We start from the raw sequence: 13,457 nt of genomic DNA, 5'->3' as shown, positions 1-13,457 counted from the left end.
TTCAATTATTACAAAATCATTTTAGATATCTATCAAAGACATCTTTACCATCATAGTATAATCCTTGAGAATTTAAAGATCCATTAATTGCTGCATATCCTTTAGCTGGAATAGATGAACCTTCTGTCCATATTTGTAGATCATTCATTCTTTTATAACCATCTACCCAATTTCCAGTTTCATAATAAGTTGAATTTAAACTTTTTAGTTTAGGTATATTCTTTAGTACTGTAGTAGCCTCTTTAGCCGAATCATAACCTGATTTTGCATCTGCTATATAATAACCAGCATATCCAACATCTCCACCTAACTGACCCATTTTATCAGTATAGTTTGTATCTTTTCCAGTAAATATTTTCTCACCAGTATCTATTCCACTACCAACTAGCTTTCCACCTTTTGTTCCTACTGGAGTATAGAAATCATCTCTAAGATAGTTTTCTGATCCAACTTTATCCATTTCCCCATTAGCTATATGATTAATATCTCTTATACCATCTGCAATAGAATTTACGCCATGAGCTATTGCCACTGCAGCTAATGGCGAGTCTATTCCACCCGTAATATATATTGAAACTGCTGATGCAACTACTGTAATTGTACCACACACAATTTCTTCAGCTGTATATAAAATTTTACCTGCGGTCTCATTAATTGCGCCAACTACAGCTGTAGCAGCCATAACTGCTCCAATCAAAAGGGTTGTTCCTACTCCCAATGTAAGTACTGATACAGCAACAACTGCTACTGCTAATGCACATTTTGCCAAAAGTCCCCAGTTAAATCCTTTCTTTTCTTCTTTCTTTCCACCTGAAAGTAACGTAACTTGTTTAACTGCCGCTTTGGGTTCATCATCAAATGCAGCAAAAGCTTCGCTATCACTTCCATTTTTCATTACATTTTCACCTAAAATGTGAAATTCATTTTCTATAGAAAATCCACTTTGTGTTCTTGTTTTTGTTACTAATATTTGACTTTGTGCATTTATCTTTACACTTTTAGGAGTTTTTATTATTATTTCATCAGTTGCATTTAAACTTAGCTTTTTATGACTTGTAAGAGTTATTCCTACATTGTCTTCAAATTTTATCCGATAGCTAGCATCCGTAACACTCCCACTTATTCAAGTGGGAGTGTTACGGCTACACGCTCCTGGATAAGTTCTTCTAAGTTTCAGATAAACAAAATTAAATTGTATTCCTATTAAGAAAATCCCATCTGAAACTAAGAATCACTTTATACTTAATGGATCATTACTTCCACCTTTTATATTTATTGAATCTGGTATCATTTCTATTTCGCTACCATGTTCTGTTCCAAGGTATCTTTTTGTTGTATCAGATGTTTTAGCGCAGCTACTTCCATTTGTCCTTACGCATCCTGTGATAATTGGTTCTTCACTACTTTCATTTGGAAAATATAATCTTACACTTGTTCCAACTACTGGCATACTGTACATTATATTTCCTGTTGGTGGTGCATATGGAAACCACGTGGCTTCATCTTCATTTTGGTTTTCATCTATACTTAAATGAAGCTTTACTTTTTCTCCTTCTACAGCAAGAACTTTTCCTTCAATAGATGCTCCTCCTATAAGTGAGTTATAAATTTTAGTTTGCCATACACCATTTTTTCTGCATAATCTATATTAATAGCCTTAGTTTACACTGTGATTTTAAGCAAATCAATGTTCCAACTCTTAAATATTGTATAAATAACAATCCCTAAAACAACTGTAAGTGCTAGACCAACTAAATAACAAATATAATTTAAAATCCGCCTCAAAAATTTAGAATTGATATTATTAATCCTTTTCTCAAGAACTGTATATTTTAAGTAAGCAACGCCAATTATTATGACAAAACTTATTAATATTATAATTGGACAATGGTTTAATATTAATAGTGCAAAGAACCCTATTCCCGTTAATATTTGTATGACATTTCCCCTTTTATTTGCTTTATCTATTTGTTTATTTGTTTTATCCATCTCTTCTTTATTTTTAAAAATGCGTCCTCCAGTAAATATCATATTGATCTCTTCATCAGTATTTTTAATATTCATTGCATTGAGCAAGAAGGTTATTAATTCACTTTTGTTAATTACAAACTTCAAGCTAAATAACTTGTTGCCAATTTTTAATTCATCTTTGCTTATACTCCTAATATCTTTACTCTCAAATGTTAAACTGCTTAATAAAAATCTATCAATTGATAATTTACCATCATAAAAGGATATTTTTTTTATTTTGTTAAGTTCAAACTTAGTGATTAAAAAAATAAACATTATAACTGAAATAACCACACAAATACTTTTTATAGACATTGGTTGAAAAAAAATGACGAAAACACCTAATATGATAAGAAAAAATATAGATAAAAATATATTTCTAATACGCTTTATTGAATACTCTACTTTAACAGAATTCTCTGACATGATTACTCTCTCCGCTTCTTATTTTCAAATATAGTTACTTATTTAAAATATATTATTAATTTAAACATTTCAATTGGCCTAACACGATATTTTTTATCCCCTTTATTTTATACCAAAAAAATCATAAATTGCATTTTCTATTTTAGTTGCAAAATCAGCTTATTTTGTAGATGAATTTAAGAGAAAACAACAAGGCATAAAAAACCAGAAAATATCTTCAGAATCTTTGATTCATAAGATATTTTCATGAATAGCCTTAGTTTACACTGTAATTTTAAGCAAATTAATGTCCCAACTCTTAAATATTGTATAAATAACAATCCCTAAAGCAACTGTAAGTGCTATAGAAACTAAATTGGCAATCCAATTTAAGATCAGTCTCAAAAATTTAGAATTTATATTATTAATCCTTTTCTCAAATACGATATATTTTAAGTAATATAATCCTATGAATATAACTATACATATTGTAAATATAATCGCACAATGGCTTCTTATAATTCCTACAATTAACATTATACATATTATACCTAATAATATTGTTCTAACATTTCCTATTATATTCATTTGCTTGTGTTTTTGATTTTTGAATTCTTTATTGGTAAATACGTGTGCTCCACCAAGTATTACATTTATGTTTTCATCAATATTTTTAATTTCCATTGCATTTAGTAAAAGAACTATTAATTCACTTTTATTAATTACAAACTTTATCCTAAATGACTTTTCGCCAATTCTTACTGCATCTTTACTTATAAACTTAATATCTTTTCCATCAAATTCTAAACTACCTAATAAAAACCTATTAATTAATAATTTACCATCATGCAAGGATATTTCCCTTATTCTGTTAAATGCAAAATAAATAGCAAAAGGAATACTAAATGTAACTGCAATAACCGAATAAATACTTCCAATAGAAATCGGTTCAACAAAAATGAAGAAAACATCTATTAGTATACATACAGATATATATGAAAATATACACATAATGTTCTTAATTGAATACTCTACTTTAATAAAATTCTCTAACATGATTATCCTCTCCGCTTCTTTTTTTTAATATTATTACTTGTTTGCTACAAATATATCTTATTATGTATACTTTTTTAATGCTGTATTATTCAAGATTATATTCATTTTCTAGCAATGCTAACCATTAAATTAGCAGATATAAAATTTCCTTATTTGTTTTAACTTCATCAGTAAATACAATTGCCTTTACATCTTTCCATATATAACCCTTGATTAAAACATACTTTTTATCATGAATTTTCCTCCATCAATACTACAATAAAGTGTACAAAAACAACAATCAAACAAATAAACTTTCATAACCTTATTTATTTCTACTGTAAATAACAAAATTAAATTTAGTAGAACTGAACTAATTATTAATTTTAACATACCAATTGACCTAACACGATATTTTTGTCTCCTTTAATTTATACCAAAAAAACTATAAATCGCATCTTCTATTTTAGTTGCAACTACACTTTCAAAATAGACAAGTCCTATCCCAACAGCAAAAACACCTGCAGTAGCTAGAAATCCTGTACTTGCAGATAATGCGACACACCCCTCCATAATCAAACCAGCAAAATAATAATTTCCAATTGATACAACAACATGAATTGTAGATTTCACAACTCTTTTTGTTAATGAATTCCCATCATCCTTTGACATGATATTACCAACATCGAATGCTCCCATTACTATTCCAATAGCAGGTGAAATCCTGTTATTAGCAATTTTCTCATAAGGAGCAACTACTTCCGAATTACAAGATGGTAATGGTTTTACTTCCTCTGGTCCAGTCCCGAATAATCCCGAACGATTTGCTTCCCAGTGTGATGTATATCTACCATGACCGCTAAGAGCTCCTACTACCCCAGTTATTAAAGATTGAGGTAATACTGAAATAATCTCTGAGGACGATGGAATATAAGTTTTAATTGGAGGTTCTGTACTATCCCAAACACTTGGCATTATCTCTACTATGTTATCTTTGTCCATTCCCTTATTGGGTTCTACATCACAATAAATATTTTCCATTTTTCCCTCCTATGTTTTCTTTATTTATACCCTTATTGCTTCTCCATCATAATCAATATTGTCCATTTTATTGTTTGCCTAAACTGGAGTAGTTACCATTGCACATTTAGATAAAGCATAAATGTTAGGTCCTTCTAATTCCTTTTTAGAAGGATTTAATTTTTTAAGCGTTTGTGGATCATCATCAAATGGTGCAAAGATTGTCTTATCCCGTCCATCTGCTATTACATTATTAGCTGTAAAATAAAACTCATTTTCCATTGACATTCCATTTCGTGTATTTCCTTTTGTCATTAATATTTGACTTTGAGCATTTATCTTTACTCTCTTTGGTGTTTTTATTGTTATATCTTCATCTGCATTTAAAGTTAATTTTTTAGGGCTTGTAAGTGTTACTCCAACATTATCTTCAAATTTTATACTTAGAGGTTCTTTACTTCCACCTTTTATATTTAGCGCATTTGGTATCATTTCTATTTCGCTACCATGTTCAGTTCCAAGATATCTTTTTGTTGTATCAGATGTTTTCGCACAACTATCTCCATTATTTCTTACACAACCTGTAACAATTGGTTCTTCGCTGCTTTCATTTGGAAAATAAAGTGTTGCACTTGTTCCAACTATTGGCATTGAGTACATTATATTTCCTGTTGGTGGTGCATATAGAAACCATGTGGCTTCATCTTCATTTTGATTTTCATCTATACTTAAATGAAGCTTTACTTTTTCTCCTTCTGTTGCTATTACTTTTCCTTCAAGAGATGTTCCCTTTAAAAGTGAGTTATAAATTTTAGCTTGCCATACACCATTTTTTCTGCATAATCTATATTTATAGACTACTTCGTCTTTAAGTGCATAAGCTGAATATTGATTTACATAAAGTTCCTTATTCTTAAAATAAATATCATCTCCAACTTCATACTTATCTCTTTTTTCTATTTCATAATAAAAGTAATCTATATCATTAGTTCCACCAGCATCTCTAAATGTTTGTAGATTTTTATGCGCCTTATAATACTTTATATCCTCTAATTCATAACTTGCATTACTTGGTCTTCCAAAATAAAACAAATTGCTTGAATTAATGATATCACAGTATATCTCTGAACTTAACTCACTTGCTATTCGTTTTAAAAAGTCTAAATCAGTTTCTTTATATTGGAATAATGCTTTTCCTATCTTTTCACCTTTTGCTATACACGAAGTATAAGTATATCCTGGATAATCTTTTAATATATTTTGTATAAGTTCATCATATGTCATATTTGCATTTTGAAATGATCTACTCTTTTCCTTTATGTCCAATTCGAAACTTGATGTTGTTCCTTCTATTTCTACGTAATAAACTCCATTAACATTGATTGTCTTAATATTTTGTACTATTCCATTAAATAGTATCTTACTATTTCTTTCATTTACTATATTTATGTTTACGGTTTTGTCATCACTGCCTGTACTTTTGTTATTAGCATTTTCATCCTCTTGTTCTTCATAAACGCATATTTTATCATCTGCGGAAGCATTTATAGGATACTGAAAATTAATTGAGTCATCTATTAAACATTTTAAATATAAATATCCATGTTCATTAGGCTTATTTTCAATTTCTATTTTTTCTATCCTCAGTAATTGATATGATGATTTTACTCTTAATGCATGAACTGCTCCCATCTATTTACTCCCTTCTCACTTAAATATTTTTTTATAACTTACTTCTAATCTTGACCATCATTAACAAACCTTATTTGTCCACCATATTCACATACGAGTACTGAATCTGTTATTAATGCTGCTTCTCCTCCAACTAAAGTATCTTCTTTAGCATTCATCCAATCTTTCAATATCTTTACTTTGCACTTTTTCCCAGTAACATTTCCTCCGTTTTCTTTTACTAAATGAATATTATCACTAGATGGACAACATCCTTTACATACTCCAAAATAACTAATATTTTTATCTACAACTCTATCTGTTTTATTCATCATAGGATTTCCATTTGTATATGATCCATGACTTACAGGAAGATTTATTTTTCTTGAATGACTTCCCATATTGCATTTCATTTTAGCACCTCTAACTATATAACCAGTACCATCAGCCAATTTTATCATCTCCTATTCTTTATTTAATTAATCTTCAATATCTAAACTTTCTAAACATATTCCTTTAACTTCTCTTCTAAGTAAACTTTCAGCAACGTCTAATCGTATTACTATTAAAGGTTTTGAACTTTCTTTTATTTTAAATATTTTCTTACCTTTGATTTTTTCTCTATCTAATATGATTTTTTTTACTACCGTTTTATTTAAATTAAATTCCGAATTTTCACTTAAACAATCTGCTTCTTCAAATATTGGTAAATAGTAGTTTTCTTGCCTTTCATGAGGTGAATCTATAAGAGGAATAGTTTTAAATATAATTTTTCCATTATATTCCCCCATAATTTCTTTCATTTTCTCTGAAATTAAAAATAGTTGAGTATCTAAAATATCTAAAAATTGAGTTTGTTCATCGCACCTCACGTTAAATATAATCATCTCTTCAATTTTATGAGCATTTAACAAGTTAATATTTCTAACATCAATTTTATTAAATACATCAATAAGCCTTGGTGTATTTGTATATCTTTTATCTTGCTTTAATAAAAAGTAATCCATAGTTTTTCCTTTCTCTTATATGTAATTAATTAGTTTTTAGAATATATTATTGTAGTAATATCCATATATTCTCCTGCTGCAATAACTATATCTTCATTCTTTTTCATTTCTTTATATAAAGGACATTCCAAAAATTTTTCTATTATGCTTTTAATTATATTTACTGCTAAAATATGATATTTATTTGCTTCTTTTAGCTTTATTTTTTCTATATCCATCTCTGTTATATTTCGTCCATACTCATTCTTCTTTTCTAAAAGTTCTTCCATATGATTAAAGAGTGAATCATAAATAAACTCCAAATTTATATTTACTGAACATTCCTCTTTATCTAGAAACCAATTTTCATCGTATAAATCAATTTTGAATTCTCCTTTATTTTTAAGGATACTTGTCCTAAGTGAAGAAAAATAAATGTATTTAATATTTCCCTTTAATTCTTTTTCTTGAAGTAATATAGCATCTCGGCATACTAACTCAAATACTGAAATTAGCTTTTTTCCAATGGAGTCTTTATCATTTTTATACTTTTTTGCAATTTTCTCAAATTCACTAATCCATCTATTTTCTACATATTTTTCTTCAAACTCTTTTAGTAATTTTTCTTTATCAACTTGTATTATCATATTCTTTTAACACCTACAAACTTATTTTTTATTGAAGTTTAACTTTGATTTTAATTCATATTTTTGTTCAAAATATTTCACTCTCAATTAGAAACCATTTTCTTAATTCTGAATGTTAACCTTTGCCCCACTTATAGTTACATTATCTTGTATATTCATATTTGCACCTGCTTGAGTTAAATCAATTCCTGTATCCCCTTTAATTGTTATTTTAGCTCCACCATTTATCTCAATATCATCTTTAGCATCTAATATTATCTTTTTATCACTATTAATTTCTATTCCACCATCATCTGTTAATCTCATAAGTAAATTTCCATTTCCTATGATTTCTACAGCACCTGGCTTCATCACTATTTGCTTACCATACTTTGTTCCTATATTCTTTTCAGAAGGATCACTACGTTTTTGAGAATTACTTGATTCTAGATTTACTGAACTTATAGCATAAGAATTTTTTTCTTCATTATCTGGAAAATATAATCTAATTGCATCTCCAACTTCAGGCATACAATACCAGCCTGTCCCATCTTCTGATGAATAAACTGTTGAATATGGAAACCATCTTGCTATACTTTTATCTTGATTTCCATCTATCTCTAAATTAATTTTAACTACATCATTTGCTGTATCCAAAATACTTCCATTAAGAGACAATCCAACTATTTTGTTATTATAAATTCTTCTTACTTTCATTCCTTTTTCATCTCTTAAAATATATTTATTTGAAAGTACTCCATCTACCATTTCTATTTCACACTTATATACATAAATATTTCTTCCTTTAAAGTTAACAGCGCTGTATAAATTCATTATTTTATTAGTTGTTATTTCATAGCTTATTAAATTCATATCATCTAAATCATAATCATCATTTGCAGCTTTTACTTTGTATTCATGTAGACCTTTTTTTATTGAGTAATTAAATTCATTAATATCATAAGTTTTTCTATCTCCTGATGCGCCTAAAGAATACTTTATATCGGTTAACTGACACTCAGATACCACACCACCATTAAAATGTGATGCTAATCTTTTTATTAGTTCCCAGTCACTTTCTTTATATTGAACTATTAACTTATCTATTTTAGCTCCATTTGTAACATTATTAAATGTTTGAACATTGCTATATCCAGCATTGATTTTCTTAAAAATCTCTTCATAACTATCATTTTCATTCTGGAAGGTGCGACTCTTTTTTTCTATATCCATTAAAACAGTTTTGCTTAGAGCTTCAACTTCTAAAGTTCTTACATCATTGCTTGCATCAATACCGATATTCGCAATAATTCCTTCAAATAAATCTGTTATATTACCATCATTATCTTTTACTGATACTTTAATACTTGCTTCATCATCTGCTTCTTCAACATATTTATCTGTATTTTCATCGCTTATTACACCATTAATATAAAGCTTTGCATGTTCATTTAATTCTCTTGTTATTTTTAATACCTTTATTTTTTCAAATTTATATGGTGATACTATAAAATCTCCATAAGTATAGACATATTCTTCACTCATTAACTCTCATCTCCCACAATATTTTTAACTCTTATAGATATGAAATTCTAAATTATTCTTGTTCTTCTTTCACTATTCTTATAGTATTTATTACTTGAACAGCAACATCTCTCCAGTCCTCATAATTTTTATATAAACAACTGAAAGTTCCCATTAAAGTTTTTTCTTCAAATTCGAGAAGAAAGATTAGATTATACAAAAAGTCATCTATTGCTGAACTCTTAAATTCAAAATATCCTATATTTTTAGAATCTACTTCTAATACTCCATCTTCATAAAATACATTAGCTGGATTGGTTCTTTTTATGATTGTCTTCATTCCATCTTTTAATTCTTCTACACGCTCTTCATCTAATGGACTATCAATGATATTTAATGTTATAGCTATACTTCCATTTTCATTACTCTTTATTATTTCTGGACGACTTTCTGATGGATATTTAAATTTTCTTGCTTCTATTGGCATATCCTCAAAATCTTTTGGAATATATATTTTTAACTTTTCTTCAAAAAAGTCTTTCTCCTCAAATTCATAATATCTTTCCCCAATTTTTACTGGACCACTACAAATATCTTTTCTAGCTTCTCTTTTTTCTGCCTCATTTATAAAGTCTAAAATCTTTTCATCAGCTCTTTTTTCCATACTTACTTTGCTCCTATAATGCTTTATTTTTCTAATAGTTTTAATATATAACATTTTTTGTAATTTTATTTTTAAATTATAGTACATTGGTTTTGTAAGTTCAACCCATTTATAGTACTTTTATGTTTTAAATTCACATAAAAGTAGAGGTTAATCTGTTTTTTAATTTCATGAGAAAGAAAATATTACATACGTTTTAATAATGCAAAATTTAATATTAATACAATATTCTAATCTTAAACAAAAAAATAAATGTAACACCAATTATTTATGCTGTTACATTTTAAATTACTTAAATATTTTCTTTATCAACATCTAACAAAGCACTTACCATATCTTTATATTTATGACTTAACTAATTTCAAAATACATATCTTGAAGCATTAACCCACTTTTTTCAGATACAAAAGTGTCATCTTTACATTGAAATCCAACTTTTTCATAAAAATTAATAGTGTCTAATCTAGCATTTAAATGTAAATAATTCATATTACATTCTTTAGCCTTAATAATATGTTTTTTCATCATCTCAAATCCAATTCCTCTTTGTGCATATTCTGAATCAACAACTACATTAGTAATTTTACCCTCGCCATTGTTGTTAGTCATTCTTGAATATCCTACAACTTTATCTTTATCTAAAGCTACTAAGTGTACACTTATATAGTCTGCTTCATCATAATCATATTTTTCAACCTTATTATATGGTCCAAAAAGTATATTAAATCTTAAATCTATTACTTGATCAAATTCTTTGCTTTTATAATCTATGTATTTATATGTAATATCATTCATACTCTATCCCTCTTCTTATTATTTTGTAATTACATTATACAATATATTCATTAATTTTGCATAATTATTCAAAAATACTTTTTAATTATTGTTAATCATCATCTGTTATATATTTTAACTTTAGCAAAAATATTATTAATATCTAATGTAATTGATCCCAAACCAAATATTTATAAACGTAAAAATTCCTCAACAGCGCCTTGATTATAGCACTGTTGAGGATTCACTTGGTAAAATTCTATTTAATTTTTACTGTCTCTCCAGATTTAATCTCTATACTTTTTTCATCAGCACTTATCCAAAGAGAAATTGCTGTAGGATTATACACTATCCCACAATCTGCAGAATACCTTAAATTATCTAGAGCCTTTAAATAATCTATAATTTCAATATTCGTTGCATACCATATTGAATTATTGTTACTAACAGTTTCACAAAATTCTTGAATAAGTTCCCAATTTTCATCTACATCAAACTCATAACTATGCCCCCATACATATAATAACGACATACTTCTAAACTCACTCTCAATGAAATTCTTTGTTATTTCCATTAATCTTGGATTTGTATGATGACAAGTTGGATGCCACTCTAAAAAATTCTCTGGCAAATTAACTTTTTCATGTGAATTCACAGTTCTTGAATATTCAACTCCACAAATTTTCATTACGTCAAGAACTTTTTCATTATAAGTACCATAGGGATATGCCATTCCTCTCACAGGATAACCAAATACTTTCTCTAGATTCTTTCGATCTTCAAAAATTTCTGTTATAAGCATTTCTTTTGGAAGGTCTTCTAAATGAGGATGTGTTAAGCTATGAATAGCTATTTCATGGCCCTTATATACTTCTTCAATTTCATCTATATTCATTCTTCTTATTGTTTTTCCTTGATTAATCCAATAATTGTTTTCACTTTGTATACCAGAATTAAGATTAAAAGTTCCCTTTAAATCATATTTGTTAAAAATACTAACAAGTCTCTTATCTTGATTAACTCCATCATCATAACTTAATGTTAATGCTTTTTTTCTTCCATTCGGGAAACGATTTATAATAATACCCATATATATTACCCCTTCTTACTATTAAATTTCTAGCAATGTATTTTTTATTATACTTTTAACTAATTATAAAGCATCTCCTAATAAAAAGTTAGTTAAAATAAAAACTTTCAGTATGATATAATACGTATGTTACTGTTTTTCATAGGAGGACAAATATGATAAGCACATTACTTTTAAATAGATATGAGTTATTAGAAAAAATTGGTGAAGGTGGCATGGGAATTGTTTATAAAGCAAAGTGCCATTTATTAAATAGATTTGTGGCCGTAAAAATATTAAAATCAGAGTTAAATAATTATGAAGACTTTGTCGCTAAGTTTAGAAGAGAAGCTAATTCAGTTGCAAGCTTGTCACATCAAAACATAGTAAATGTTTATGATATTGGTTCAGAAAATAATATTGATTTTATAGTTATGGAGTATATTAATGGGAAAACATTAAAGCAAGTGATAAATCAAAATGTTAAACTTAGCCCTAGGAAAGCTATAGAGATATCTTTGCAAATTGCTAAAGCACTTGAATGTGCTCATAAAAATAATATAATTCATCGAGATATAAAACCAGATAATATTTTGATCACGGAGGATAATATAGTTAAGGTAGCGGATTTTGGAATCGCTAAAGTAGTAGATTCATCAACCCTAACTAATTCGAATAATGTTATAGGTTCTGTACATTATTTTTCTCCAGAGCAAGCAAAAGGAAGGTCTGTTGATTGTAGAACAGATATATACTCCTTAGGTATTGTAATGTATGAAATGGTGACTGGACAAGTACCTTATAATGCTGAAAGCTCTATTTCTGTGGCTATTATGCATATTAACGAACCTGTTATTCCGCCCAAAGAAGTTATTACCGATATCCCTGAAGATATAAATCAATCCATTTTAAAGGCATTGGAGAAAGAGCCTATTAATAGATATCGAACAGCTAAGGAAATGGTATCGATCCTAAATGCAATTAAAGAAGATTTTGATTTGAAATTGAAATTATATAATAGGTCAATGGAGACTACAATGGTTATGATGGCAGAGCCATTAGTAGTATCTGATACAGAACATGATTTCACAACTGTTATGAGTCAGGTAGCAGTCCCTGAAAATCCACTAATTAAAAAAGATAGAAAAGTACCATCAAAAGATAAAGGTATCAACAATAATAAAAAGAGAATGATAATTGTTGGATCAATTATTTTACTTATGATTATTGGTATTTTCGGAGAATATCTTTCCAACAGGCCTTCTACAGCTGTAGCGGCGCCCATTGCAAAAACTACCGTTCCAGAAGCGAGCATGAAATTACCAGCAGATGAAAAGAAACTTGTGCCTTCACTTATTGGAAAGGCTCAAGATATTGCAGAGAACACTATAGTTAATAATGGATTTTTGATTGGCAATATATCAAGTGACTATAGTGATAGTATTGCTAAAGGCTTGATTATTAGCCAATCGCCTGCAGTAAATGCATCATATGAAAAAAATGGCAAAATCGATTTTGTTATAAGCCAAGGACAAAAGGTTGTTCAGGTTACCCCACAATTAAGAGGGAACAATAAAAAGGAATAAAAAGGTAAAAACTATAGATGAAGCTCTAATTCATCTTATATCTTATAAACAAAATAATTCCAGGCAGCACTTGCATTAAGTACTGTC

14 protein-coding genes are annotated in these 13,457 nt (G+C 28.2%); 1 reads left to right on the top strand and 13 read right to left on the bottom strand.

What is annotated here, in order from left to right:
- Positions 1–16: 16 nt before the first annotated feature.
- From psyc5s11_RS08055 to psyc5s11_RS07995, 13 genes are all read right to left on the bottom strand, one after another.
- The gene (locus psyc5s11_RS08055) at positions 17–895 is read right to left on the bottom strand and encodes a hypothetical protein (protein WP_224037093.1); all 879 of its coding nucleotides are present in this window, start codon (positions 893–895) and stop codon (positions 17–19) included.
- 336 nt (positions 896–1,231) lie between these two features.
- Positions 1,232–1,459 (bottom strand): hypothetical protein, encoded by a 228-nt coding sequence (locus tag psyc5s11_RS08050; protein WP_224037092.1) that lies wholly within the window; start codon positions 1,457–1,459, stop codon positions 1,232–1,234.
- Positions 1,460–1,662: 203 nt separating this feature from the next.
- Positions 1,663–2,436, bottom strand: coding sequence for a hypothetical protein (locus tag psyc5s11_RS08045; RefSeq protein ID WP_224037091.1), 774 nt, complete (start codon positions 2,434–2,436; stop codon positions 1,663–1,665).
- 261 nt (positions 2,437–2,697) lie between these two features.
- The gene (locus tag psyc5s11_RS08040) at positions 2,698–3,471 is read right to left on the bottom strand and encodes a hypothetical protein (RefSeq protein WP_224037090.1); all 774 of its coding nucleotides are present in this window, start codon (positions 3,469–3,471) and stop codon (positions 2,698–2,700) included.
- A 405-nt stretch (positions 3,472–3,876) separates the two neighbouring features.
- Complete coding sequence (locus tag psyc5s11_RS08035; protein WP_224037089.1) at positions 3,877–4,491, bottom strand: hypothetical protein; 615 nt, start codon at positions 4,489–4,491, stop codon at positions 3,877–3,879.
- A gap of 78 nt (positions 4,492–4,569) precedes the next feature.
- Positions 4,570–6,162, bottom strand: a complete 1,593-nt coding sequence (locus psyc5s11_RS08030; protein WP_224037088.1) for a late control protein D — start codon at positions 6,160–6,162, stop codon at positions 4,570–4,572.
- A 44-nt stretch (positions 6,163–6,206) separates the two neighbouring features.
- Entirely contained in the window at positions 6,207–6,602 is a 396-nt protein-coding gene (locus psyc5s11_RS08025; RefSeq protein ID WP_224037087.1) for a DUF4280 domain-containing protein, read from the bottom strand.
- Positions 6,603–6,620: 18 nt separating this feature from the next.
- On the bottom strand, positions 6,621–7,148 hold the full coding sequence (locus tag psyc5s11_RS08020) for a hypothetical protein (protein WP_224037086.1): 528 nt from the start codon (positions 7,146–7,148) through the stop codon (positions 6,621–6,623).
- Between the two features lie 29 nt (positions 7,149–7,177).
- The gene (locus tag psyc5s11_RS08015) at positions 7,178–7,774 is read right to left on the bottom strand and encodes a hypothetical protein (RefSeq protein WP_224037085.1); all 597 of its coding nucleotides are present in this window, start codon (positions 7,772–7,774) and stop codon (positions 7,178–7,180) included.
- 102 nt (positions 7,775–7,876) lie between these two features.
- Positions 7,877–9,298 carry a phage tail protein gene (locus psyc5s11_RS08010; protein WP_224037084.1) on the bottom strand — a complete coding sequence of 474 codons (1,422 nt, stop codon included), beginning with the start codon at positions 9,296–9,298 and terminating at the stop codon, positions 7,877–7,879.
- A gap of 52 nt (positions 9,299–9,350) precedes the next feature.
- On the bottom strand, positions 9,351–9,941 hold the full coding sequence (locus tag psyc5s11_RS08005; protein WP_224037083.1) for a hypothetical protein: 591 nt from the start codon (positions 9,939–9,941) through the stop codon (positions 9,351–9,353).
- A gap of 351 nt (positions 9,942–10,292) precedes the next feature.
- On the bottom strand, positions 10,293–10,736 hold the full coding sequence (locus psyc5s11_RS08000; RefSeq protein WP_224037082.1) for a GNAT family N-acetyltransferase: 444 nt from the start codon (positions 10,734–10,736) through the stop codon (positions 10,293–10,295).
- Between the two features lie 238 nt (positions 10,737–10,974).
- A complete protein-coding gene (locus tag psyc5s11_RS07995) occupies positions 10,975–11,805 on the bottom strand; it encodes a polysaccharide deacetylase family protein (protein WP_224037081.1) in 831 nt (276 codons plus the stop codon).
- A gap of 155 nt (positions 11,806–11,960) precedes the next feature.
- Here psyc5s11_RS07995 and pknB point away from each other — a divergent pair, with 155 nt between their 5' ends.
- Positions 11,961–13,370 carry a Stk1 family PASTA domain-containing Ser/Thr kinase gene (gene pknB / locus psyc5s11_RS07990; protein WP_224037080.1) on the top strand — a complete coding sequence of 470 codons (1,410 nt, stop codon included), beginning with the start codon at positions 11,961–11,963 and terminating at the stop codon, positions 13,368–13,370.
- Positions 13,371–13,457 lie beyond the last annotated feature (87 nt).

It is taken from the genome of Clostridium gelidum (genome assembly GCF_019977655.1).
GTDB classification, from domain to species: domain Bacteria; phylum Bacillota; class Clostridia; order Clostridiales; family Clostridiaceae; genus Clostridium; species Clostridium gelidum.
Note: the sequence above shows the minus strand (reverse complement) of the source record. Positions and strands in the feature narration are given on the sequence as shown.